41 protein-coding genes, 1 tRNA gene and 1 pseudogene are annotated in these 23,474 nt (G+C 29.0%); 35 read left to right on the forward strand and 8 right to left on the reverse strand.

The genetic code is table 11. The features are described 5' to 3' along the window. Positions 1 to 15: 15 nt before the first annotated feature. From DJ007_RS01715 to DJ007_RS01725, 3 genes are read right to left on the reverse strand one after another with little or no spacing between them, the layout of a single operon-like run. A complete protein-coding gene (locus DJ007_RS01715; protein WP_129408049.1) occupies positions 16 to 450 on the reverse strand; it encodes a hypothetical protein in 435 nt (144 codons plus the stop codon). Beyond that, positions 428 to 739 carry a hypothetical protein gene (locus tag DJ007_RS01720; RefSeq protein WP_129408050.1) on the reverse strand — a complete coding sequence of 104 codons (312 nt, stop codon included), beginning with the start codon at positions 737 to 739 and terminating at the stop codon, positions 428 to 430. The genes DJ007_RS01715 and DJ007_RS01720 overlap by 23 nt, the downstream gene beginning before the upstream one ends. A gap of 2 nt (positions 740 to 741) precedes the next feature. Then, complete coding sequence (locus DJ007_RS01725) at positions 742 to 1,083, reverse strand: helix-turn-helix domain-containing protein (protein ID WP_165973945.1); 342 nt, start codon at positions 1,081 to 1,083, stop codon at positions 742 to 744. Positions 1,084 to 1,241: 158 nt separating this feature from the next. Between DJ007_RS01725 and DJ007_RS01730 the strand changes: the two genes are divergently transcribed. Next, entirely contained in the window at positions 1,242 to 1,448 is a 207-nt protein-coding gene (locus DJ007_RS01730; protein WP_129408052.1) for a helix-turn-helix transcriptional regulator, read from the forward strand. Between the two features lie 161 nt (positions 1,449 to 1,609). Here DJ007_RS01730 and DJ007_RS01735 read toward each other — a convergent pair whose 3' ends face one another. Beyond that, complete coding sequence (locus DJ007_RS01735; protein ID WP_129408053.1) at positions 1,610 to 2,026, reverse strand: hypothetical protein; 417 nt, start codon at positions 2,024 to 2,026, stop codon at positions 1,610 to 1,612. 23 nt (positions 2,027 to 2,049) lie between these two features. On the opposite strand from DJ007_RS01735, the gene DJ007_RS01740 reads away from it, so the two are divergent. Then, entirely contained in the window at positions 2,050 to 2,316 is a 267-nt protein-coding gene (locus tag DJ007_RS01740) for a hypothetical protein (protein ID WP_129408054.1), read from the forward strand. On the opposite strand, the gene DJ007_RS01745 is transcribed toward DJ007_RS01740, so the two are convergent. The 3 genes from DJ007_RS01745 to DJ007_RS01755 are packed head-to-tail and all read right to left on the reverse strand — an operon-like array spanning position 2,275 to position 3,248. Then, entirely contained in the window at positions 2,275 to 2,553 is a 279-nt protein-coding gene (locus tag DJ007_RS01745) for a zinc ribbon domain-containing protein (RefSeq protein ID WP_129408055.1), read from the reverse strand. The two genes, DJ007_RS01740 and DJ007_RS01745, sit on opposite strands and share 42 nt — an antisense overlap. Before the next feature lie 22 nt (positions 2,554 to 2,575). Further along, positions 2,576 to 2,884 carry a helix-turn-helix domain-containing protein gene (locus tag DJ007_RS01750; RefSeq protein WP_165973946.1) on the reverse strand — a complete coding sequence of 103 codons (309 nt, stop codon included), beginning with the start codon at positions 2,882 to 2,884 and terminating at the stop codon, positions 2,576 to 2,578. Positions 2,885 to 2,906: 22 nt separating this feature from the next. Beyond that, a complete protein-coding gene (locus tag DJ007_RS01755) occupies positions 2,907 to 3,248 on the reverse strand; it encodes a helix-turn-helix domain-containing protein (RefSeq protein ID WP_129408057.1) in 342 nt (113 codons plus the stop codon). Positions 3,249 to 3,426: 178 nt separating this feature from the next. Here DJ007_RS01755 and DJ007_RS01760 point away from each other — a divergent pair, with 178 nt between their 5' ends. Then, positions 3,427 to 3,636 carry a helix-turn-helix transcriptional regulator gene (locus DJ007_RS01760; protein WP_129408058.1) on the forward strand — a complete coding sequence of 70 codons (210 nt, stop codon included), beginning with the start codon at positions 3,427 to 3,429 and terminating at the stop codon, positions 3,634 to 3,636. A 43-nt stretch (positions 3,637 to 3,679) separates the two neighbouring features. Continuing rightward, positions 3,680 to 3,874, forward strand: a complete 195-nt coding sequence (locus tag DJ007_RS01765; protein WP_129408059.1) for a hypothetical protein — start codon at positions 3,680 to 3,682, stop codon at positions 3,872 to 3,874. Here the strand turns inward: DJ007_RS01765 and DJ007_RS01770 are convergent. After that, a complete protein-coding gene (locus DJ007_RS01770) occupies positions 3,871 to 4,254 on the reverse strand; it encodes a hypothetical protein (RefSeq protein ID WP_129408060.1) in 384 nt (127 codons plus the stop codon). The two genes, DJ007_RS01765 and DJ007_RS01770, sit on opposite strands and share 4 nt — an antisense overlap. Positions 4,255 to 4,329: 75 nt before the next feature. Here DJ007_RS01770 and DJ007_RS14480 point away from each other — a divergent pair, with 75 nt between their 5' ends. The 31 genes and pseudogenes from DJ007_RS14480 (at position 4,330) to DJ007_RS01915 (ending at position 23,469) form a co-directional block, all read left to right on the forward strand. After that, positions 4,330 to 4,503 carry a hypothetical protein gene (locus DJ007_RS14480; RefSeq protein WP_165973947.1) on the forward strand — a complete coding sequence of 58 codons (174 nt, stop codon included), beginning with the start codon at positions 4,330 to 4,332 and terminating at the stop codon, positions 4,501 to 4,503. Between the two features lie 129 nt (positions 4,504 to 4,632). After that, on the forward strand, positions 4,633 to 5,091 hold the full coding sequence (locus DJ007_RS01775) for a hypothetical protein (RefSeq protein WP_129408061.1): 459 nt from the start codon (positions 4,633 to 4,635) through the stop codon (positions 5,089 to 5,091). Between the two features lie 83 nt (positions 5,092 to 5,174). Then, positions 5,175 to 5,729: a PD-(D/E)XK nuclease family protein gene (locus DJ007_RS01780; protein ID WP_129408062.1), complete on the forward strand. Its 555-nt coding sequence runs from the start codon at positions 5,175 to 5,177 to the stop codon at positions 5,727 to 5,729. Between the two features lie 102 nt (positions 5,730 to 5,831). Next, entirely contained in the window at positions 5,832 to 6,239 is a 408-nt protein-coding gene (locus DJ007_RS01785; RefSeq protein WP_129408063.1) for a hypothetical protein, read from the forward strand. Further along, a complete protein-coding gene (locus tag DJ007_RS01790; RefSeq protein WP_129408064.1) occupies positions 6,240 to 7,055 on the forward strand; it encodes a hypothetical protein in 816 nt (271 codons plus the stop codon). A 61-nt stretch (positions 7,056 to 7,116) separates the two neighbouring features. Next, positions 7,117 to 7,953, forward strand: coding sequence for a hypothetical protein (locus DJ007_RS01795; RefSeq protein ID WP_129408065.1), 837 nt, complete (start codon positions 7,117 to 7,119; stop codon positions 7,951 to 7,953). Positions 7,954 to 7,957: 4 nt separating this feature from the next. After that, positions 7,958 to 8,926, forward strand: a complete 969-nt coding sequence (locus DJ007_RS01800) for a single-stranded DNA-binding protein (protein WP_129408066.1) — start codon at positions 7,958 to 7,960, stop codon at positions 8,924 to 8,926. A 315-nt stretch (positions 8,927 to 9,241) separates the two neighbouring features. Next, the gene (locus DJ007_RS01805) at positions 9,242 to 9,490 is read left to right on the forward strand and encodes a hypothetical protein (RefSeq protein ID WP_129408067.1); all 249 of its coding nucleotides are present in this window, start codon (positions 9,242 to 9,244) and stop codon (positions 9,488 to 9,490) included. Then, a complete protein-coding gene (locus DJ007_RS01810; protein ID WP_165973948.1) occupies positions 9,474 to 9,839 on the forward strand; it encodes a RusA family crossover junction endodeoxyribonuclease in 366 nt (121 codons plus the stop codon). Before DJ007_RS01805 ends, DJ007_RS01810 begins: the two co-directional genes overlap by 17 nt. Before the next feature lie 274 nt (positions 9,840 to 10,113). Further along, a complete protein-coding gene (locus tag DJ007_RS01815; protein WP_129408069.1) occupies positions 10,114 to 10,344 on the forward strand; it encodes a hypothetical protein in 231 nt (76 codons plus the stop codon). 16 nt (positions 10,345 to 10,360) lie between these two features. After that, positions 10,361 to 10,555: a hypothetical protein gene (locus DJ007_RS01820; protein WP_129408070.1), complete on the forward strand. Its 195-nt coding sequence runs from the start codon at positions 10,361 to 10,363 to the stop codon at positions 10,553 to 10,555. 49 nt (positions 10,556 to 10,604) lie between these two features. Continuing rightward, positions 10,605 to 10,835 (forward strand): sigma factor-like helix-turn-helix DNA-binding protein, encoded by a 231-nt coding sequence (locus tag DJ007_RS01825; RefSeq protein WP_129408071.1) that lies wholly within the window; start codon positions 10,605 to 10,607, stop codon positions 10,833 to 10,835. A gap of 71 nt (positions 10,836 to 10,906) precedes the next feature. After that, positions 10,907 to 12,060 (forward strand): annotated as a pseudogene (locus DJ007_RS19815) (Eco57I restriction-modification methylase domain-containing protein). A gap of 81 nt (positions 12,061 to 12,141) precedes the next feature. Beyond that, positions 12,142 to 12,801 carry a hypothetical protein gene (locus DJ007_RS01835; protein WP_129408072.1) on the forward strand — a complete coding sequence of 220 codons (660 nt, stop codon included), beginning with the start codon at positions 12,142 to 12,144 and terminating at the stop codon, positions 12,799 to 12,801. Positions 12,802 to 12,913: 112 nt separating this feature from the next. Then, positions 12,914 to 12,988, forward strand: a tRNA-Pro gene (locus tag DJ007_RS01840). Between the two features lie 349 nt (positions 12,989 to 13,337). Continuing rightward, complete coding sequence (locus tag DJ007_RS01845) at positions 13,338 to 13,754, forward strand: phBC6A51 family helix-turn-helix protein (protein ID WP_129408073.1); 417 nt, start codon at positions 13,338 to 13,340, stop codon at positions 13,752 to 13,754. Continuing rightward, positions 13,732 to 15,105 carry a phage terminase large subunit gene (gene terL, locus DJ007_RS01850; protein ID WP_129408074.1) on the forward strand — a complete coding sequence of 458 codons (1,374 nt, stop codon included), beginning with the start codon at positions 13,732 to 13,734 and terminating at the stop codon, positions 15,103 to 15,105. Before DJ007_RS01845 ends, terL begins: the two co-directional genes overlap by 23 nt. Positions 15,106 to 15,107: 2 nt before the next feature. Further along, positions 15,108 to 15,386: a hypothetical protein gene (locus DJ007_RS01855; protein WP_129408075.1), complete on the forward strand. Its 279-nt coding sequence runs from the start codon at positions 15,108 to 15,110 to the stop codon at positions 15,384 to 15,386. Beyond that, complete coding sequence (locus DJ007_RS01860) at positions 15,365 to 16,012, forward strand: hypothetical protein (RefSeq protein ID WP_129408076.1); 648 nt, start codon at positions 15,365 to 15,367, stop codon at positions 16,010 to 16,012. Before DJ007_RS01855 ends, DJ007_RS01860 begins: the two co-directional genes overlap by 22 nt. 62 nt (positions 16,013 to 16,074) lie before the next feature. Then, a complete protein-coding gene (locus DJ007_RS01865) occupies positions 16,075 to 16,320 on the forward strand; it encodes a hypothetical protein (RefSeq protein WP_129408077.1) in 246 nt (81 codons plus the stop codon). Between the two features lie 95 nt (positions 16,321 to 16,415). Continuing rightward, the gene (locus DJ007_RS01870) at positions 16,416 to 18,020 is read left to right on the forward strand and encodes a hypothetical protein (RefSeq protein WP_129408078.1); all 1,605 of its coding nucleotides are present in this window, start codon (positions 16,416 to 16,418) and stop codon (positions 18,018 to 18,020) included. Next, entirely contained in the window at positions 18,017 to 18,184 is a 168-nt protein-coding gene (locus DJ007_RS14485; protein ID WP_165973949.1) for a hypothetical protein, read from the forward strand. Before DJ007_RS01870 ends, DJ007_RS14485 begins: the two co-directional genes overlap by 4 nt. A 65-nt stretch (positions 18,185 to 18,249) precedes the next feature. After that, positions 18,250 to 18,849 (forward strand): capsid assembly scaffolding protein Gp46 family protein, encoded by a 600-nt coding sequence (locus tag DJ007_RS01875; RefSeq protein ID WP_165973950.1) that lies wholly within the window; start codon positions 18,250 to 18,252, stop codon positions 18,847 to 18,849. Between the two features lie 18 nt (positions 18,850 to 18,867). Further along, entirely contained in the window at positions 18,868 to 19,221 is a 354-nt protein-coding gene (locus tag DJ007_RS01880) for a head decoration protein (protein ID WP_129408080.1), read from the forward strand. A gap of 15 nt (positions 19,222 to 19,236) precedes the next feature. Then, positions 19,237 to 20,259, forward strand: coding sequence for a major capsid protein (locus DJ007_RS01885; RefSeq protein ID WP_129408081.1), 1,023 nt, complete (start codon positions 19,237 to 19,239; stop codon positions 20,257 to 20,259). A gap of 59 nt (positions 20,260 to 20,318) precedes the next feature. Beyond that, a complete protein-coding gene (locus DJ007_RS01890; RefSeq protein WP_129408082.1) occupies positions 20,319 to 20,792 on the forward strand; it encodes a hypothetical protein in 474 nt (157 codons plus the stop codon). Then, a complete protein-coding gene (locus DJ007_RS01895) occupies positions 20,782 to 21,255 on the forward strand; it encodes a hypothetical protein (protein WP_129408083.1) in 474 nt (157 codons plus the stop codon). Before DJ007_RS01890 ends, DJ007_RS01895 begins: the two co-directional genes overlap by 11 nt. Then, positions 21,248 to 21,634 (forward strand): hypothetical protein, encoded by a 387-nt coding sequence (locus DJ007_RS01900; protein ID WP_129408084.1) that lies wholly within the window; start codon positions 21,248 to 21,250, stop codon positions 21,632 to 21,634. Before DJ007_RS01895 ends, DJ007_RS01900 begins: the two co-directional genes overlap by 8 nt. Continuing rightward, entirely contained in the window at positions 21,631 to 22,596 is a 966-nt protein-coding gene (locus DJ007_RS01905; protein ID WP_129408085.1) for a phage tail tube protein, read from the forward strand. The genes DJ007_RS01900 and DJ007_RS01905 overlap by 4 nt, the downstream gene beginning before the upstream one ends. 23 nt (positions 22,597 to 22,619) lie before the next feature. Next, positions 22,620 to 22,997 carry a hypothetical protein gene (locus DJ007_RS01910; RefSeq protein WP_129408086.1) on the forward strand — a complete coding sequence of 126 codons (378 nt, stop codon included), beginning with the start codon at positions 22,620 to 22,622 and terminating at the stop codon, positions 22,995 to 22,997. Further along, positions 22,981 to 23,469, forward strand: coding sequence for a hypothetical protein (locus tag DJ007_RS01915; protein ID WP_129408087.1), 489 nt, complete (start codon positions 22,981 to 22,983; stop codon positions 23,467 to 23,469). The genes DJ007_RS01910 and DJ007_RS01915 overlap by 17 nt, the downstream gene beginning before the upstream one ends. Positions 23,470 to 23,474 lie beyond the last annotated feature (5 nt).

Below are 23,474 nucleotides of genomic sequence, written 5' to 3' on the forward strand. Positions count from 1 at the left end.
ATTAAAGAAAATTCTTTAAACGTTTTGGTTTGCACTAAGTGCGGTAGTGTTCTCACTGTCGATAAGAATTTTTTTGGGTTCATATTGCCAAATACTTTTGCCAAGAGAATCAGATTTAAGTTTTATATGTGAAAGTTTATTTTTGGAAAGTATATGGATTACTATTTTATAAACAATTAAAGCAAGTGCCAAAACAAAATCCCAATTATTTTTAAACAAAGAAAAAGTTTTATTAATATTAAAAGTTAATAAAGAAAAAGCAAATCCTAGTGCTATATCAGAAGTCACAGCTAAAATATTAGGCTTTGAAACCTCTTCAATTAAATTGTGGAGATCATTATAATCATCAACAATTCTTAATAAATCTTTATTTTTGGGTTTCAAATTAGTAGCATCATCCCTATCAATACTAAAAGTAAGATGATTTTTATTTTTTTTCTTTTTGCCCATTTTTATCACTACCTATAACATTTCCAGTTTTTGGATCAACTAATCCTAAAGTTATCGCATTAAAAGGAACCATTGCTCCACACTTTTGACATGTAGCAATAATAGCAGGTATTAAAGAAGCTCCTTTTCCAATAACCAGATTACCTGAATTATATTCTCTTATTTCAAATAAAGTGCTGTTCCAAATTAATGAATTATTATGACATATAGGACATTTAGTTAAATCAATATTATTTTTTTTAGAAATTTCATTAAGTTTATTTAATAAAATTTTCTCATCAATTTTCATAGTTACATCTCCTCAGCAATTTGTTTAAGTTTTTCGGAAATATCAAGTAATTGTTGTTTAAGGTTTTTACTTTCAAGTGTTTCTAATTTTGACAATCGTTCTTTGACAAAGTCTGGTATTTCATTATCAAATGATTTAGGTATATCAGTTAATCCAAGAAGATAGTCAGTTGAGACATTTAACGCTTTTGCTATTTTTACTAAAATATCTGTTCTAATACCAATTCTTTTGCCGGATTCTATTTCAGAAAAAGTTGATTGACCAATACCAGCAAGTTTAGCTAATTCCTTTTGTTCTAAACCTTTAGAAATACGTATTTCCTTTATTCTTTGTCCTAACAACATATTATTTCCCCTTTCACAATAAAAAATTATATCGAATAACCGATAAAAAGTCAACATAAATCGTAATAAAGAATTAACTATTTTTTTAATTGATTTTATATCGTAAGTACGATATAATAATATCGTAAAAACGAAACAAGAAAGGAGGTATCTTATTTATGAATAGAATAAAAGAACTTAGAATTGAAAAGAATTTAACTCAAAAAGAACTTTCAGATTTATTAGGAATTGGACAATCCACATTAAGTGAAATTGAAAATGGAAAATATTTACCAAGAATTGATTTAGCAAAAAAAATAGCAAAAATTCTTAATCACGATTTAGAGAAAGTTTTCCCAGAGGAATATGAACACGAGAAAGTATAGCAGAAAGAAGGTAGTGTGATGCAGGCTCTTTGGAAAGTGAATAAAAAAAGGCTGCACAAGGCAACCGTAGAAATACTATTTTTTTGAATCGGTATTTAATAAAAAATTTTTCCCTATTTCCTTTGCAATGATTTTTTTATAATTTTCAAGGTCTTTTGGAGTTATCCCCTATCGCTAGATAATTCTGCTTGAGCATTTTTAAGATAATATTCCATATCTTTAGCCAATAAATCAATATATCCAAGCATACGTGAGTTTTCGTTTGTAATTTTGTTAACCAAGTTAGGATGTGAATTATAAATGCCTATAAATAAATTAACTAAGAAAAGAGCGATATATACGATCCATATAGAAATCCATTTTGGTTCAGAAGACACATATTGAATTACAATTGTTGGTACTCCACTTAATGCAGAAAATACAATTATTTTTACCCAAGGAACAACAGGTTTATTTAGTAACTTCTTTATTTCATTACTAGATTCTTTAAGTTTTTCAAATTTTGTATTTAAATCATTTAATTTTTCTACAGGCACAGAAAATGCTTTTACTTCAATTTTATGAACATTTGGTTTCATAATATACCTCCGGAGGTGATTATATGGATGGAGATCCAATGGGTTTCATAATTTTTCTAGTGGTAATGTTAGCTATTTTACTTGCAAATTTTATAGATTTAATAATGAGACTCAAAAAAGTAGAATCAGATATTAAAGAAGCAGAATTAAAATCAGGAAAAAGTATTTATAGTAAATATAGTTTCCAAGAATTATATCAAAGTATATTTATAGCCATCGGAGTAATATTTACATTTTTCGTAGTAGCTTTATTTGTTTTTCTTCAACTCACCGGTTACGGGGTCAATTAATCCTAAAACTAAAGCGTCATAAAATTCTGTATAACCACAATTTTGGCATGTTTTTATCAAAAAAACTCTTTGACTACTTAACAAATCTATTGTTTTTCCAGTGTATTCTTGTATTCTAAAAATTTTAGGATCAAATTTTATATCATCACTATTACAGTTTTTACATTTTGGATTAATTTTACCTTCTATAATCAGATTATTTAGAATAGGCAATAATTCATCTTTTGTAAATTCCATATTATTCGCTCCTTTGGATTTATTAAAGCTCATCAGCTAAATCATTTAATTTTTTAGCAATTTCTTTTAATTGAGATTTTATGTCTTTACTTTCAAGTGTTTCTAATTTTGATAATCGTTCTTTGACAAAGTCTGGGAGTTCGTTATCTTTATCAGTTAAACCAATTAAATAATCTAATGAAACATTAAAGTATTTAGCCAGTTTTTCTAAAGCAGTTAAAGTTGGTTCTCTTTGTCCGGATTCATATAAAGAAACAGCGGCAGAAGAGAAATTAAGATCACGTGCTAACTGTCTTTGAGAAATCCCTTTTTCTTCTCTAAGCTGTTTCAAACGTTCAGGAAAATTCATATTTTCACCTATCTAACAACTCAGCTAATTCTATAATTTTCTTAGCAATGTTTTTTAATTGTTTTGAAATATCTTCTTCTTTGATTATATTGAGTTTTTGTAATTCTTTTGAAAGGTATTCAGGAATTTCATTATTTAAAGTTGGTATGTCAGATAGTCCAAGCAAATAATCAGCAGAAACATCTAAAACAATAGCAATTTTCTTTATCATCTCTGCTGTTGGTTGCTTAAGATTTTTTTCATATTCAGAAATTAAAGACTGTGAAGTTTCACATTTTGTAGCTAATTCTTTTTGTGTAATTTTTTTTAATTTTCTTAATTCTTTTAATCTTTCGCCAAAAGTCATATTTAACCCCTTTCTGATTATATTATACACGTTATAGCGATAATTTTCAAGTTTATTTTAATAATATCGCAATAATTATTTTACTTTTTCTTAATTGTATAAATATCGCTTATGCGTTATAATAATTATAGCGATATAAAAAAATAAAATATAAAAAAGCGATATAGGAGGTGATGTAATGAAAAATAGAATTAGAGAACTTAGAAAATCAAAAAGATTAACAACTGTTGAATTAGCAAATATAGCAGAAATTTCTCAATCATATTTAAGCGAACTTGAGCAAGGTTTGAAAACACCAACAATACCAATAGCAAGAAGAATAGCCAAAGCTTTAGGTTGTGAATTAAATGATGTTTTCCCAGAGGAATATGAACATTCGAAAGTATAGCAGAAAGGGGTGGTGGTGATGCAGGATGGGAGGAGGTGTAAATATGAAAACACAAAAATGGACAATCCCTATAGAGAAATTGCCCGAATTTACGAAGGTTCTTAAAGCATACACAGAATTAACAAATACAAAAGAATTAGAAATTGATATTGAATTTGAAAACGAAGAAGAGAAAATAAAAAATTTTGGTGATCTTATACATGCAATATCTACAAGAGGTATAAAAATAAAAGATTAAAGAATTTTCATATTATTTTTATCAGTAAAAATAACAACAAAATTTGTTCCTGGAAATTTTTCTTTTAAAAGTTCAATATACAAATCTACTTTATCCTTATCATCAAGTTTTTTAATTAAATCAAAGATTAAGTTTTCATGTTTTGGATTTACCAATTTATTAATTAGAATGACATCAATCATATTCAATAAAATAGAAAATACATTTTCATTTTTAGCTATAAATTCTATTACTGGAAACCTTACTTCTTCATATGAAGTAACTGGATCTGAAACTTTTGAAACAATTCCTTGATGTAATCCAAATTTTTTTAATTCATTTATTAACGCTTGATCAACATTTTTACTAGGAATTACTAAAATGTATTTTTCACTACTCATAATATCATCCCCCTTATCAAAATATCATTAATATTTTAATACAAAATTTTAAAATTTCAAAACGGAGGTGATGCAATGGAATTAAAAGTAAGCGAAAAAGAAGCAGCGGTAATTAACGGGATATTTTGGCTTATGGAACATCCAGAAATTATTGAGAAGTATAACTCAAAATCTAGAAAGAATGTGGAAAAAGATGAATCAAAAAGAAAAGATATTCAAACCAAAGAAAAAGTTTCTAGTTCTAGCTAATATTTGGTTCATTTTGGAAGAAGGGAGTGAAAAAAATGGAAAAACTTCATCCGATAGGAGTAGCGTTATTTCAAAATCCAAAAACAAGAGAATATCTTATTAATCTTGTAAAGCAGAGGAGGGAAGGAAATGGGGGCAACAAGAACAGTGATGATATCAGGAGTACCGATTCAGAAACTAATAGCGGAAAACTCAAACAGCATAGCGAACGCATTTTTCATAAAACAATTACTTGAAAGGTTTGAGATGTATGAAGATATTGAAGATGAACTCAAAGAAAAGATTAAAAGTTGGATACATGATTCTCCTGAACCGTATCGCAGTAGATTCAAAGAAATATTACAAACTATCCAGAAAATTGATAAACCACAAGATGAAATAACAATGCTAATACTTTTTAGAGCAGTTCAGATAGAAACAGAAAATCGTAAAAGTAATGGAATACTAAAGTTCTTTGACATCAAAGGTCCATATCAAAAATGGAGGATTAGAGAAGGTAGAAAAAGATACAGAGAAGAGCAGCAAAGGCTAATTGGATTACCTTTTATTAAAAAGGAAACCCGCACCAAAAAGGTGCAGGTGGGGTAGATGGGGTTTCTACCATTCCTTATTTTTGCAGTGTAATTATACCATAAAAATTTGAAATTTGAAAACAATAGGAGGGAGAAAAGATGAATAAATTAGCACCTTATTCCATGAGTAGATTAACCGAATACGAAAGATGTCCAAAGAGGTTTCGATTTAAGTATATAGATAAATTACCGGAATTAGTTGGAGATGAAGGATTTAAAGGAATAAAAATACATGAAGCTATAGCTAATGCGTTAAAAGGAAAAGATTATAAAAACATTTTAGCTGAAATTGCTTTTGATGATATTAGAGATGCAGAATATATGGTTAAAAGTGCAGTGAAACACAGTAAAAATCTTGGAAAAATATTAGGAATTGAAACAAAATTTGGAATAACTCAAAAAGGTGAATTAACAGATTTCTTTTCTAAAGATGTTTGGCTAAGAGGGGTTGCAGATTTAATTACTACTCAAGATGGAAAAACTTTAGAAGTTTGGGATTGGAAAACTGGTCATAGTACTCCTACTAAATTTCAAGTTTTCTTGTATGCATGGGCAATAAGTATAGCTTTACAAAGACCAGTAACTAGAGTTGGATATATAATGCTTAATTCTAATGATATTTTAATTTTTGATGTAACTTCTGAAGATTTATAAATTACTGTTAATAAACTATATAAATTAGTAAATTCCATAGAAACAGATACCAAATTCACTCCTAAACCTGGCAGACATTGTGCGTTTTGTTCATATGTAAGTATGTGTCCATTAGTAAATCAGATTGAATCAAAAGATATTCCAACTATTTTAAATGATGAAGATGCTGTGAAAATTTATAAAGAAGTAATTGTATTAAAAGAGTTGGTAAAGAATAGAGAGAAAGCTTTAAAAGAGTATGTAAAATCAAAGCCTGAAGGTGCTGTGAAAATTGATGAAAATAAAGTATATAAACTTACTTATTCAGAAACTATAACTAAAAAACGCGGAATAAATAAAGATGAATTAAAGAAATTTATATGGGAATTTGCAGAAAAAAATAATTTGGATCCTTTAATTTATTTTGATTTAGACAATAAAAAACTAGAACCATTAATAATTGAAGGTGTCTTGAAAGATTATTTCACTATATCAAAAAGAAAGAGTTTTGTATTAGAGGAGGTGGAGTAAATGCCAGCTATTGAAAAAAAGAACCTATGGGAAATTGAATCAATTGAAGAATTTAGTAAAAATACTGGTTATAACATAGATTTTAAAGCATTAGAAGAGGCAAAAAGAAAAATGAAGAAACAAACCGAATACGGTGAAGTTGAATTAAATGTTTATGAAGGATTGGTAATACAAAAGCTTTTCGAATATTTTAGATTTGGTATTTTTGAAAACATTTCCAGAATGATGAAACAACAAGATGCACATACATCATTAAATGAAGTAAAAATGATTTTATTAGAGATGGCACGCTATGAGATAGAATATGGCCTTAAACCACTCTTACATACACTTCCAATAGCTAAAAAGATTTATATAACTGCTGAAGGTTTTTTATACTATGCTCAAACCAAAGGAAATATAAAAACTATTGATTATGAAACATCAGAAATAAAACCGGGATTATATAAAACTATATGTACTGTTACAACAAATGATGGAAAAACTCAAAAAGGATATGCAACTGTAAAAGCTACAGGAAATAAAATGGATGATCCAGAAGAAAGAAGCCGCACTAAAGCATTAAGACGAGCATTAAGGAGACTTTATCCAATAGGTGCTATGTATGAAGAAGCATATATTGAAAATCCAGAGTCCATTACGATACCTGAAATACCATCAATACCTGCAGTTCCTGAGGTTCAAAATGTACAAAATGATAAAGAAGAGCAGATTAAAGATTCCAAGAAAGAAGAAAAAGAGGAAAACAACAAAGAAGAACCAGCAGATACATTATTTGATCTCCAAAATAATTTGGTAAATAAAGTATTTGATTGATTTTAGGGGTGCCCCCTGCCCCCTTTTTTAAAAATGTCGTAATTTTAAAGAGGTGAAATACATGCAAATTGCCACAGTTTTTAGCCGGTTTTGGCGAGATCGTCTGGATTGGGAACTTAGCGATTCTGAGATTGCTTTATTCTTTGCTATTTTGGCCGAAATTAACAGGACAAGGGGAGAGAATAACAATCTCTTGGAATCCAGGATCTCAATCGGGACTCCCAAGCTGGAATTGTTAGCTGGCATATCTAGAGCAGAAGTATATAGAGCAAGAAATAGACTAAAGCAGTATGGATTAATTGATTTTATTAGTGGGAAAGGGAAAAAGAATTATGCAACTTATTCTTTGGGTAAAGTATTTAAAGTGTCTCATATAGATACAGTTTCTGAGACGGTTAGCAAAGTGTCCCAATATGAGACGGTAACTGAGACACTATCCGAGACACTTTCTGAGACGGTTTCTGCAACACTTCCTGAGACACGTTATAAGAATATAGAATATAGAGAAGAGAATATAGAAAAAAATAAAAAGAGTATAGTCCCTCAACAAGTTGAAGGACCACCGCACACTCCGTATAAAAAAATTATTGAATTATATCATACATATTGTCCTTCACTTCCTAGAGTAAAGGTTTTAAATGAAACTAGGAAAAAATATATTAAAGCACGATGGAAAGAATACCCAGATTTGAAATTTTGGGAACAGTATTTCCAAAGTGTTGAAGAATCAGACTTTTTAACAGGAAGAGCAGATTATGGTAATAGAAACCCTTTTATTGCTGATCTCGAATGGTTAATGAGACCAAATAATTTTGCAAAAGTTATTGAGGGGAAATATAACAACAGGGGAATTGTAGGAACTATTGATGAGGAAATAAAAAGCCTTCTGAGGAGATGATTATATGGCTGTTACTTATGCGACTTTTATTGATGAAATAATAGCAAAAGTAAAAAAGCTTGAAGAATACATACAGCAATTTCCAAGGCATGAAGCGGAAAAATACTTACAACAAGAGGTTGAAGATAATAGAATTTTCGGATATGTAAATAATCTGGTTAATAAAAAACTAAAAAGACTAACCTACATGGATATGCTGCAAGTAAAGGATTATTTATTAAAAGAGAAAAAATGCAAAAGTTGTCATGTTATATCGTTAAATTGTAAAGATTACGCGAAATATTATCTAGACACTTATAACGGACAATTAATAACAAGAAAGTTAATTTGCAATAAGTACATGCATAGATACTATACCGCAGAATTGGAATATATCTTAAAACACAGTAAAGATGAAAATAAATTAGTGAGAAGTCTAACTAAAAAGTTTAATCTGAAAGTTGATACATCTACAACTGAAAAATTTCTTGAGAGCTTTTTACATAATGTGAATTTATATGAAAAAGAGGAAGTTTTGGACTATTTGAAGGGTGAAATCATGGCTTATTCATATAATAGAGTGACTCTATTAGGACGTTTGACAAAAGATCCAGAAATAAGATTAGCTGCAAATGGAAATGGATATGCGGTATCTACTATGGCTGTTGATAGTGGAAAAAAGAATGAAAATGGTGAATATGAAGCAGATTTTTTTAGAATAAAAGTTTTTGGCCAAAAAGCTAATATATTTGAAAAATATCTTAAAAAAGGTGATTTAGTTTTAATAGAAGGTAAGTTAAGTTCGAATTCATGGCAGGATGAAAAAAACGAATGGCATAACATAACTGAGGTAATTGTTTTAAATTTTGTGTTTATGCCTAACAAGAAGAATGAAACATCTAGCAATGGAGATGTATTAGAGGATCCGGAAAATTTAGATATTGCAAATGATGATTTTCCTCAATTTTTCCCTCTTGACGAAACAACAAAATAGGGAGGGATAGTATGGATTCTGAATTAAAATCAGATAGTGAAATAAAAAAATTTTCAAAGTTTTTAATGGCATTTATTACGTATAATCAAGATTTAAAAAATTCGAATTTTAATAAGCAATATGAATTGATAATAAAAGCTTTGTTCGAGATATATGAAAGCGTCGAAATTTGTAAAACACAAAGAGGATTTAAAGTAATACTTAAGAAAGGTAAAAGGTCATATAGTCTTTCAGAAAAAAGTTTAGATGCTTTGTTCTTTAATTTACTTAGGTATATTCCGTACAAAATAGGTAAAAAATACTGGGGGTGTGATAATGTTATTAGCATTTTTTTTGACTTTTTCTGTTGGAGTTTTTACTGGCTTTTTTATATTAGCTTTACTTACAATTTCTGCTAGAAATGAATTAGAAGATGATATCTTGAGACTAAATTATAAGTATGCTGAAGAGTTAGAAAGGAACGAAAAATTAAAGAAAAGATTAAAAGAATTAGAAACTAAGAACGCGAAACTCTTTACAGAAAATATGAGATTAAGAAGGGATAAATTTGAAATTAGAAATTGAAATAGAAGGAATTCCGCCGAGTGTTAATCATGCATATAGAAAAAGAGGCAGGGGACACGGACTGTATAAAACGCCACAAGCAAAAGAGTTTCAAAAACGTGTTTATTATATAGCTAGAGAAGCTATGCGTAAAGCAAGATGGACTATGATACCAAAAGATAGAAATTTTTATTTAATGGAAATGCATTTTCACTTTAAAAATTGGAGACATCCAGATCCTAATAATCTTCTTAAAATTCTCATAGACAGCTTTCAAGGAGTTGTATTTGAAGATGATAAAAACATAGATACTAAAACAAAATCATTTGTTGATGGGAAAGATAAAACGATTGTTATTTTTTACAAATAGGGAGGGAATAAAGTGATTAATGAAGATTTACATCTTGAATTATTACTTAATCAAGAAGCACTAGAAAATGTACAAAGAAAAAAGAAAAGTGCATAAATACAATAAGAAACTATGAAGATGCACTTAAAAATGTTAGGAATGAAAAAGCCAAAAAAATGTTCAAGAACAGTTGAAAATATTACATTCTGATTTATATCGATTGATTAAAATAGAAAATCAAGCAAAACAAATTTAACGAATATAAATTTTGAATTAAATAAGGAGATGAGAACTTATGAAGAAATATAGTTTTTTTAATTCCAGACACTTAAAACAAGTATATGTTGAAAATTTATCTGATGCAATATCTTTATTAACTGTTTTAAATTCAAAAAATCCAGTTTTAACTGATGAGTTAGATAATGTAATTCAATTATCCAATATTCACGATGTAATTATACACGTGGAATTCAAAGCTGATGCAAAAGTTTTGAAAGAGGGTAAAAAGAAACCTGCGATAATATAAAGGTGTGTGATATTGAATGAATATCGTTTCTATTTTTGAAGAAATTCAAATTACAGAAGAAGATATAATTTTGATACTTCAAAAGTATAAACTCGCATTGCAAAAAATTATGGGAAACAGGTTAATCTTGATTTTTATGATGACGAAATACATGTTCAAGAAAAATTCAAAAGTGAAGAATTTGGAAAAATTAAAAGTTTTGGTGCTTTAAAAATAAAGGATTTTAACGCAATGATAAAGGATGGAATCCAAAAGAATATGTGGATGCATTGGTAATAATAAAAGTTGTAGAAGAATGGTTAGAGCTTTTAACTTCTCATGAGAAAGAAGTGATTTTTTGGAGATATATAAATCACGATTTTGAAAGAACATTAAATAAAAAAATGAAATACAAAACATTGTCTTATGCAGAAATAGCAAAAAAGATGAATTTAGATAGAAAATGTATTTGGAGAATTGAGAAAAAGGCTTTTAAAAAGATATTAGCATAAAAATTTAATAAAAAATATGGTAGAATATGTTTTGAATAGGAGGGATAAATTTGAAAGATAAAGTTGAAAAAATGGGGCAAGTATTTACTCCTAATAACATTGTAAAAAAAATGGTTGATTTAATTAAATATGGTAAAAATATTTTAGAGCCATCTGCTGGGAAGGTGCATTTTTAAAAGAACTTAAAAATAGATTTCAAAAAGATAATATTGTTTCGATAGAATTAGATGAAAAATTGCATTAAAAAATAATTATAAAACAATAATTATGGATTTTTTTGATTATCCTATTTATAACAAGTTTGATACTATTATAGGTAACCCACCATATGTAAAATATAAAAATATTTTGCCTAGCACCCAATTAAAACTGAAAAAATATAATTATTTATTTGATAACAGAACAAATCTATTTTTATACTTTATTTATAAATCTTTTTTGCATTTAAAAGAAAAAGGCGAGATAATATTTATAGTACCTAGAGAACTATTTGATTTAACATCTGCTTTAAAGTTAAATAGTTATCTTCATGAGAATGGTACTTTTACCCATATTTATACTTTTGGGATAAAAAAATATTCGGTAATGATTTTTCTCCAAATGTAATAGTATTTAGATATGAAAAAAATAATATGTCTCATAAAACTTTATTTAATAATGAAGAAAGGTATCAATATTGTTCTAAAGGTTTCATTTATTTCGTTAAAGAAAAAAAATATACTATGCATTTAAGTGATATAGCTTATGTGAAAGTTGGAGGAGTAAGCGGGAATGACAAAATATTTGAACATGAAACTGGAAATATAGATGTTGTATGTTCTTATACCCAAAAAACCGGAAAAACAAAAAAAATGATATACAATATTATTAATGATCATTTGTTGAAACATAAAAATCAATTATTGAATAGAAGGATAAAAAAATTTGATGATAGTAATTGGTGGAAATGGGGAGAGATTTTTATGTTTCAAATGATCCTAGAATATATGTAAATGCAAAAACTAGAAATCATCAACCTTTTTTTATCCATAAATCGATATATTATGATGGTAGTATTTTGGGAATCTTCCCAAAAAATAAAAATATAGATATATATGAATTAAAAGATATGTTAAACAAATTAGATTGGGAAGAGTTAGGGTTTGTATGTGATGGCAGATACATATTTACACAAAAAAAATTAGAAAATGTTATATTACCGGAATATTTTAAAAAATTTATATAAATGAAATATATATTTAAATTATTTTGTTTATTTTTTTTAGAAATAATTGGTAGTTGAAGAATTATATATAAGGAGGGAAGTATGGAAATTCTTGATAATGTAGTTGAATTTTTAAAGGTTGAATTTTTAAAGAATGAAAAACTAAAGTCTTTAGTTAGTAGTGGACGTGACGGTAGGTTTCGCTCTGAGGAAGTTATTGAAGAAAGTGTAAAATTGTTAAAAAATAAATTGACACATTTTCCTAATTGTGAGAATTATTCTGTGGAATATCCCACAAAAAAAGATGATGGAAGTTTTAACCCTAGAGAATGGTATTCTGTTAAAATAAATGACTTATATATTAGTATTAAGACTTCATTTTTAAAATCAGCAGATAATGTAAATTCGAAAAAAGGATTTTATTATGCATTAACTGGTCAAATTCCCGAATCTGATAAATGGAATGAATTTCACAAATCATTATTTGAAAATCTTGGTAAAGATAAAGAAAAAGATTTTTATTTTATTATTATCGATAAATCTGATGCAAATAATATTTTTTGGACATCGTTCAAAAGGTTAAGAAAAGTTCATCCAAATGGGAACAATCTACCCTTTCAAGTTAACTGGAGAGAAAATTTAAAATTAATAGAAAGAACACATGAAGAAGCAGTAGACTTTTTATTATATTATTACGAAAAATCATTGATAAAATCAACAGTTCCATTTGCATCTTTTGTTACTTATAAAGAAAAAAGTTGACAATTGCCACAAAATGTGGTATAATTAAATAGAATGGAATACTATACTTAGTGGAGCCGAAAGGCTCTTTTTTTTATTTCGACAAACATCGACAAGTTTCGACAATGTTCGACAGGATATGGTGTTAATGGTAGCATACCACACTTGGGATGTGGTGGTACAGGTTCGAATCCTGCTATCCTGACCAGTTTCTTCCCTCCTTTGAAATAAATGCCGGAAAAGTGCCGGAAACTGCCGGATTAATGCCGGATAGTGCCGGAAAGATGCCGGAATTATCCTACCTCTTGCTGACTCGTACGAGCGGTGTTAATGAGGTAGGATTTTTTTATACTTATTATAATAATTTTGATTAGTATAATACTGGTTAGTATAAATTATGATAACGTACTACAGATAAGGATACAGTACGTGTGGAGGTTGTGAGGGTGGGTATAGATAAACTCCATATTAGAGAGGAGGTCGTCTATCTAACGCAGGGGTTTGACGGGCGCCCCTGCTTTTATTTTAAAAAGAGGAGATGAGAGAGGTGAGGTAAGATGAAGAAGAAACTGAGAAAAACTGAAAGAAAAGGACTTTCAAGAAAACAATTAAAAGCAATTGAAATGTTGATCGATATTGAAAATAATTATACTCACAAAGAAATATATACTCAGTTAGAAATTTCTCATGATACGTTTTATAAATGGCTAAAAAATCCGTTGTTTATTGAAGAATTGAATAAAAGATCAGAAGAATTTTTTAAACGAAGTTTATATAAGGTCAATGCAGCTTTATTGAAAAAAATTGAAAAAGGTGATGTATCAGCTATGAGGCTTTATTTTGAGAAACTAAATGAATTCAAAGAAAAAATAGAACTATCTGGAAGTGTAGAAAATAAAATAGATTCAAAACTTGAAGAACTAACCGTTGAAGAATTGAGGGCGATAGCCTATGGTAATCCAATTAAAAAATAGAGCATTAAAAATCTTACTTAAAAAGAGTTATATCGATTACTGTGAATATACAAATCATGGTTATAAAAGATCCAGAGTTCATGAGTATTTAGCAAGTGTTCTGGAGAAAGTTGAAAGAGGGGAAATAAAAAGATTAATGGTGTTTATGCCACCGCAACATGGGAAATCAACTACGATATCGGACACTTTTCCTTCATGGTATTTGGGAAAGCATCCAGAAGAATCTGTTATAGCTGTTGCATATGGAGATGATTTAGCATATCGTTTTGGAAAAAATAATAGACAAAAGATTAAAGAATTTGGAAAAGAAATATTCAATATAGAAGTTTCTAAAGAAAAAAGTTCAATGACAGATTGGTTGATATCAAAACATAATGGCGGAATGCGTTCTGTTGGTATTGGTGGATCTATTACAGGACATGGTGCAGATTTGCTTATTATAGATGACCCTTTTAAAAATAGAGAACAGGCAGATTCGGAGACTTATAGAGAGAAAGTCTGGAATGAATGGCAAAACACATTATTAACTCGTGTTCATCCTAATGGAAAAATAATAATTATTATGACGAGATGGCATGAAGATGATTTGGCTGGAAGATTATTAAAAACAGAAAAAGAAAATTGGTATATTGTAAGTTTGCCAGTTGTTTGTGATTCTGAAGAAGATCCGTTAAACAGAAAATTAGGTGAAACATTATGGCCAGAAGGTGGATATGATAAAAAGTGGGCCGAAGAAAAGAAAAAGTCAGTTGGAAGTAGGACATGGGAAGCATTATATATGCAAAGACCGTCACCTTCAGAAGGTGGAATACTTAAACGTAATTGGTGGAAATGGTATAAACAATTACCTTCGGATATTGATGAGATGATTCAGTCGTGGGATATGGCTTTTAAAGATAAAAAAGAATCTGACTATGTTGTTGGTCAAGTTTGGGCAAGGAAAGGTGCAAATAAATATTTAGTGGATCAAGTAAGAGCAAGAATGAATTTCCCCGCTACGATAAGAGCGGTAAAAACATTAAGTTTAAAATGGCCACAAGCAAGATTGAAATTAGTTGAAGATAAAGCTAATGGCCCTGCAGTAATTGCAACATTAAAAGATGAAATTCCCGGTTTAGTACCGGTAGAACCCAGAGGCTCAAAAATCGCAAGAGCTGAAGCTGTTAGCCCTGACATTGAAGCTGGAAATGTGTATCTGCCAGAAAATGCACCATGGATTCATGATTTTATAGAAGAATGTGCAGCATTTCCAAATGGTGCTCATGATGACCAAGTTGATGCTATGACTCAAGCTTTGGATAGATTAAAGCATAATACTCAAACCTATATAGAAGAAGAAATGGAGTGGTGAGAATGAGATTTCACGACAAAATAGATTTTAAATTGTTAGATTTGATGTTTAAAGATGAATTTGAATATGAACAAGATGATGTTGATTTTTTATATAATTTCATTCCAAAATTTATTATTATATCAATTGCTCTTACAATGCAAAAAAAACTTTCTCTTGTTGGTGATGGAAGTGAAAAAGATAAAGTAGATCAAATTTGGGACGTTTGGGAAAATAATAATATGCAAACTTTGAAATATGAAATTGCAAAACATTTTTCTTGTATAATCAGGTCAATTTAGAAGCTGTTCTTGAAGATACAACTGATAAGATTTCAGGGACAAAAATAATACTTCATCACCCAAGCGCAGTTTCAATTGAAAAAGTGGCAAATGAAATAGTAAAAGTTGAGATTCAAAGTGAGATTTTTATTGATGGTAAAAAAGTACAAACAAAAAAGATTCTTACCGAAGATGAAATAATAACCAAAATAGATGATAAAGAAGAGAGAAAACCGAATTTATATGACGGAATTCCTTTTATAAGAATTGATAATGAAAATTATAGGATTATAGGATTAATCAGATTACAAGATAGATTGAATTTATACGAATCATATCTTGATGTTCTTTTTGATTTACATGCAGATCCAATTCTTTACGATGATTTAGGCGAATCTTTTATGGCAAAACAACAAGCAAATAAAGAAACTAAAATAATTATTAGCAAAGATAAAAGAAAAATAAGGAAGTTTTTGCATTATCCAAGAGATTCTAAAGGATTAAACATTCTTGAATCAAATGGTGCAATGGCTGAAAGAATACAAGTACAACAAGATAAAATAAATAAGACAATCGAAAAACTTTTCCCTGAAATTGTTTTAATGGATATTTTAAAAGCAGGGGACAAATTACTGGGCCAGGTTTAGAAAAGAAATTAATAGAAATAAGCTCACATATTAATTTAGCTCGTGGTTCTTTAAAAAATGGATTGGAAGAATTAAACGAATTAATAAGTTGGTTAATATTTGATCAAAAAATAAAAACACAAGTAGGTTTTGAACCAATAACTCCACGTGATTTTGATGATGTAATAAATGAAGTTACTAAAGCTTCTGGTATCTTAAGCAAAAAATGGCAATTGGAAAAATTAGAGAAAGAAGGAGTGATTGATAACGCTGAAGAAGAAATGAAAAATCTTGAGAAAGAAAATCAAGTTAATCCATTAGGTTGGTGAAAAATAAAAGCCTGAAAAGGGCTTAATTTTTATTAGAAAGGAGAGATTAAATATAAAGTTTTGATATTTTTGCAAATTTAGTAGGAGGATTTAAAATGACAAAACAAGACTTTGAATCTAAAATTTTGGAATTAAGAAAAAATTATTTAAATACAGCAATAAATGATCTTGAATATAAATACAGATCAGAATATGTAAAATTATTTAAAGAACTTTATTATGATTTAAACAATAGAATAAAAAAATATAAAGATGATATGGGAAATATTAGAGCAATTTATTTAAATCAAATAAAAGAAGATTTGAAGAAAGAAATAAATAAGTTCTATAAAAGATACAAAACTACAACATTAAATCTTTTAGAAGAATCAAGTTTCAGAGCTTTTGAAAACATGAAAGAAATTTATTTTAAAGTAGGAATGGAAAATTTAGTTGAACATATAAAATGGAACAAAAATATTATGGATTATTTGATTTCTTACAAAGCACAAGACGGATTAACTATTTCTGAAAGATTATGGGGTCATTCAAAACAAATAAGAGATAAGATATTTGATTCATTAAAAAAGAATATTCTTGCAGGCGAATCTGTTTGGGATACAATGATGGAATTACAAGAGATAAAATCGCCTAAAATAAAAATTCCAGAGTATTTAAAAAAAGAGTTTGAGAAAATGTCCTATAAAAAGATAGAAGAAGTAATTAATTTATACACAGTAAAAAAAACAAATTATCTAACAAGACGACTTGTAGAAGCGGAAATTGAAAGAGCATATAGAACAACCACATTGAAACTTGCTGAAAATAAAGAATGGATTAAGGGAATGAAATGGAATCTTTCACACAAACATAAATATGGAGTGTATGATTGTAACTGTGAAAAGAATGCGACACAAAATGCTTTTGGGCTTGGAAGAGGTGTATATCCAATAAAATATTATCCACCAGCTCCAGATCATCCATGGTGCAATTGTTTTGAAACTGAAGTTTTTGATGAAAAAGTTCTGGAAGATTATGGTATAATTGATAAAAAAGATAAAAATGTGAAAAATAAAGAGTTTGAAAAAATACCTCCAAAAGAATATATCAGTAAAAAATATAACATAAAAACAAAATTTGGCAAAACAGATGAAGAGACAATAAAAACAATAAATAGTGCGTTTGATAAAATGCATAATGAATTTGGAGATTCGATGGATAATATTCTTGATGAAATTTCTTTTGGTAATTTTTCATCAGCTTATGCAAAATACGAATTAAAATATCAAGATGATGAAGTCTATAGAACTTTGAAAATTTCAAAAATATTTAAAAACAAAGATTCTATTTTAAGAGCATTAGAAAGAGATATAAAAGCAAACTTTCATCCTGAAGGCGCAAATTCTGAATTTATAATTGCTCATGAAATTGGGCATGCCCTTGAAATGAAAATAACAAGAAAAGAAAAAAACTTTTTTAATGTTTGGAAGTCTAATAAATTAGCAAACAAAATTAGGGATGAAGCATTAAAAAATTTAGGAATTGATCCAACGGATTATAATAAAGTTTATAAATATATAAAAAATGAATTGGGGAAATATGCAACAGAGGATTCTCATGAACTTATAGCGCAAGCAATAGCAAATGGAGTAACATCTAAGAATCCTTCTAAACTTTCCTTGGAAATTTTGAAGATTATTAAAAGGGAGTTGAAAAAATGAAAAAAATACCAGAATGGGTTACTGAAGAACAATACAATGAATTTGAAAAATGGATAGATTACGATGAAAATGGTTGGGTTTTAAAACCAAATGCCCCTCAATGGGTGAAGAAACTTTTTAAAGAGTTGACTGAGCCGGATGTAATATTAGAAGATTCTGAATAAAATTTTGAATATAGGAGCCTTTAAGGCTCCTTTTTTTATTACCAAAATTAAATGGAGGTGAAATAGTGAAAGGTAAAGATTTAGATTTTAACTTTGATTTACAGTTGTTTGCAGAAAGTGGTGAAGGAGGTGAAAATGGAACAGAATCACAAAATAATCCCACAAATGAGAATGCACCAAATAATGAACCTACAAAGGATCCAGAAAAAAACACAGAAATTGAAGCATTGAAAACACAGATTTCAGAGCTAACTAAGATTATTGAGGAATTAAAATCAAACAAGAAAACTGAAACTGAACCCAACAAAAACAATGAAAGTGAAGAAACTGATCCTATGAGTGAAATTGAAAAGTTGAAAGCCGAATTGGCAAAAAAAGATTTAATCTATCAAACTGAAAAGCTATTAGTGAAGGAAGGATTTGCTGATTATGCAGACTCACTAATGCCAATAGTTATGAAAGATGATGTGAAAACCACAGAAAAGAATATAAAAACACTTAAAACTGTAATTGAAAAATTGACTCAAGCTAAAATTGAAGATTTAAAGAAAGGAACTTCTATAAAAGGGACAGCTTCAGATGATTTAACTCATATTGATAAAGAGCTGGAAAGTATTTTAAACTCTGATAATCACGGAGTAAAAATTGAAGATTTTTGGAAATAAGAAAGGAGAGTGATTTAAATGCTTAATCAAAAAGATTATGCTGGTAGTGTAGCATTTTTGGTAAGTGATCATTTTGTAATGTTAGGTTGTGTAATTGATTCTTCAACAGTAACTGCAGATTCAGATGGAGATAAAATTTTAAAAGCTGGAACAGTTTTAGGAAAAATAACTGCAAGTGGAAAATTTGGGCCATATGATTCTGCTGCAGCTGATGGAAGACAAACAGCAGTTGGTATTTTAGTGCATGATGTAGATGTGACTAAAGAAGATGAAATGGCTAATTACGTAATTCACGGTGTTGTGCAAGAATCAAAACTTACCGGTATTGATGCCACAGCAAAAACACAATTATCACATATTATCTTTATATAAGGAGAGTGATATAACATGAAAACTATTTCTAATCTTTTAGAATCAAAAACCTTTTTAAATTACATGTTAAATAGACCAGGAAGGAAATTTTTAGGTGATGCAATTTTTCCAAGAAAAACAATTGATACATTGTCTTTTGAATGGGTTAAAGGTGCAAATAATCTTCCGGTAATGGCTAGAGTTCAACCATTTGGTGCTGAAGCAGCAATTATGGGGAGAGATGGAGTATCAACAGTATCTGGTAAAATACCTGTTATAAAAATTAAAAGAAGCTTAGATGAAGAAGAGTATATTAAATTAAAGAAATTCCAGAATAGAGGATATGATATTCCAGAAAGTGTAATAAGAAAGATTTTTGATGATGTAACTGCAGTATTTGATAGTGTTGAGAACAAAATAGAATATTTAAGAATGCAAGCATTATGTAAAGGGCAACTTGATTTTACAAATGATGGATTTGTATATTCAATTGATTATTTAATGCCATCTGAAAACAAACCAACTGTTGCGACTCTTTGGAGCGATACCACAAATTCAGATCCAGAAAATGACATTTACACATGGGTATCAATGGTTATTGAAAAAGGTGGCCCTCAGCCAACAAAAGCTGTAACATCTTTAAAAGTTGTAAATTACTTATTGAGAAATGTTAATCTTAGAAAAGCTATTTTTGGAGTTAATTCTGATAGATTACTTGATTTAGGAACTTTAAACAACTATTTTAAATCAAAAGGGTTACCTTCCATAACTCATTATGATTTGCAGGCAAGAGATTTAGCTGGAAATACAGTAAGATTCTTTGATGAAAACAAATTTGTATTACTTCCTGGAAATGGAGTAGCAGGAGATACACTTGTTGGTCCAACCGCTGAAGCATTATTAGAAGATGCAGGTAAGAAAAAGAAAGAACTTAAAGGTATAACAGTTGTACAATGGGAATCAACAGAACCTGTTTCATTATGGACGAAAGCTGCAGCTGCTCAAATTCCATCTATGCCATATGCTGATTATACAGTAAGTGCTACAGTTATAGCTTAATATAATCCGCTCTGATGGGCGGATTTTTATTTTTAAATAATGGATAGGAGGTTGGAAAAATGAAATATAAGGTATTAATTCCATTGACGTTAGATGGGAAAATTGCAAAAAAAGGAGAAATTATAGAGTTAGATAAAAAGTATCCAGTTAATGATTTGATTAAAAGAAAAGTTATTGAGGTAGTAAAAGTTTCAAAAAAGAAGATGATAATAATGACAAATCTGGAAAGAATGAGAATTGAGTTAAGAGATAACAACAGTAAAGTTTTTTCTGATTCTGAATTAGAAGCTTGGCTTGGTGATCATGGATTAAATAAAGATGATTTATACGTTGCAGAAAATAAAACCTATTTAATGCTTGCTGTTAGAGATGCTTTAAGACAACTGCTTAGAGATTGGGATTCGGCAAAAACAACAACGAGAGGTGATTATCAAGAGAGTTATTCAAAAACTTCATTGATACGTGAAATTGAAAGAATAACAAGAGAATATGAATGGGATATAGTTGCAGGAGAGATGAGTTATGAAGATTGAAATTGTTGGTGATAAGAAATTAAATAAAAAATTAAAACAATTAGGGAAAAATCTAGGGCCTTCTGGAAGAAGGAAGGCCTTCGGTATTGCAACCTCTTTATTGGTTAATTATTTAAAGTTCTTGTATGATAAAGAGTTAAATTCATCAAAAATTAAAAATAAAGTTTTTACAGAAGTTTCTACAGAACATGGAAAGATTTATACTGACCAAATACATGCAATATTTTTAGAATATGGAACTAAAGCACACGATATTTTCCCAAAAAGGAAAAAAGCTTTAAGTTGGTATATTGGACCCAACCCTAAACCACAAGGATATATGGGAGATAAAAAATACTGGGCAGTAGCTAAACATGTAAGACATCCAGGAACAAGAGGAAAATATTTTTTTGCAAGAACATTGAAAGATAATAAAGAGAAGATTTTGACAATCTTTAAAAAAGGAATGATGGAAGATGTATAATGATTTATTAAATTCAATAAAATCAGATTTAGAAGGAATGACGTATAATAACAAAAATATTTTTCAGAACGTAGGTATTGGAGCTTTGAAGGCCGATGATTATTTATCTTCAGCTTCAATTTTTTTAGATTCATCTAATCATCAGCAAATGACTTCATTGAGATATGAAATTAATGTAAATATTGATATAGTGTGTGTGTTTTCAATGAGTAGAGGCGAAAATTCGGAATTGTTTTTTCAAGAAAAATATGATATTGTAGAAGTTCTGGAAAAATATTTTAAGCAGAATTATCAGTTGATGAATACAGAATTTACTTCTGATGATGAACATCTTTTTGTTATGTTCAGAATAAAAACAAGCGAGGTGAATAATATATGAGTTATACAGGTGCAAAATCAAGCGTATTGTTAGGAATAGAGAGTTCGTTCGCGACTGAAGCAACGTTGAAATATAAGTTGCCTTTTAAGAGTGAAAGTTTAAACCATAAAATAGAAACAGCAAAATCAGAGGCATTATTAGGGGTTAGAGGAACAAAAGCATTAGCACCAACTAAAGAAGGTGCTGAAGGAAATCTTGAATTAGAAGCATATCCAACCTCAGCAGGTTTAGCTTTTTACCTTGCATTAGGAAACGCTTCATTACAAGATCCAGATTCAACACCAAGTTCAGGCGATGAATATACAAAAATTGTTCCGGTGGATTTAAGCTCAGACATACCCTCTGCAACAATTCAAGTGGATCATTCAGGACAAAAAATGAAATACCTTGGTATGAAAGTAAATTCATTGAAATTCAGTGGTGCAGTAGGTTCAATACCTTCTATTAGTCTTGATTTTGTTGGAAAAGAGGAAGTAGTAGGTGCTGCAACGGAAGGAACAATAGTTGATGTAGATGCACAACCATTTTTCTTCAAAGAATTAACCTTATATACAGATGATTTTCAAACAACAACTGACCTTTATTCAAGTATTGAATTGAATATTGCAAATAACTTAGATACTGATGATTACAGACTTGACGGAACAGGAAAAAGAAAAACACTTGAAGCTGGAAACTTAGAAATAACAGGATCCTTAGATATTATTTTTGATGCTTCTGTTGTTAGTGGTGAATATAGTAAATTTAAAAACTTCCAGGACGGAGCTATAGGAATTAAGTTAGAAAAAGCAACAGGAGAAAAATTGACTATATACTTACCAAGAATTAATTTCTCTGAGATGACACACGATGTATCAGGACCTGAAAAAATAATGTTTAAGGCAAACTTTACAGCATTAATACCAGCAACAGGAGATATTATTGAAGTTTCAGATTATCAAAATACCAACGGAACATACTAATAATTAATAGAAAGGGTGAAAGTATGGGATTTTTTATTGATGAACAAAAGACTGTAAAAATATATTTTGATGACAAAATGAATATTGCAAAAAAAGAAACTGATAATTGGATAGAAGTGAAAGCTGAACCTAATTTCTATTTGTTAGAAGAAATAAAGAAAGCTATAAAACCAAAGACAGTTAAAATGAATGCAAAAACAAATGAAATAGAACTTGATACTGAAAAAATGGGTGAGGTTCCAGTAGATTTATTAGCAAAATTAATTTTGAATTGGAGTGAAAGTGAAAAACCAACACCACAGATTTTAAAAACGAAGGTAAATCCAAAAATCTTGCAGAATCTTTGGAACAAGTTATTGGAAATGTATGAAATTGGTGGTTCTGATGTTATTGGAATATGATAATGAGTTGTTTATTTTTCGTGAAGATACAATTAGAACATTAGAATTGAGAAGGCAAGGCAGGGTAATAGAAGCCTTGCCTTATTTATTACAAAGTTGGACGTTAAAAGATGAATTGAATTTTAGAAATATAATACGTTTAAAACCCGAATTAATCGAAAATATTTTAAATAAAGCAATCGAAGGTTATTTGATTATAACAAATATAGACAGATTAAAATTAGAAATGTTTATTAAAAGCACTTTTATTAGCAGTGAAATAAACTTTTATGGTTTTGAGGAGAACGAAATAGAACACATAAAACAGTGTCTATTAATAAAAAACAATTTATTTGATCATAGAGGAAATATGATTAACTTTCCAGAGGGTGGCAGCTTTTTAGATCAAAATGCAAAATATATGTATTTTTTGAATATATATAGAAAAATTTTGATAGAAAAAATTAACGAAGAAAACAATAAAAGGCGGTGATATAG

This window comes from Marinitoga lauensis, assembly GCF_004135675.1.
GTDB lineage: Bacteria > Thermotogota > Thermotogae > Petrotogales > Petrotogaceae > Marinitoga > Marinitoga lauensis.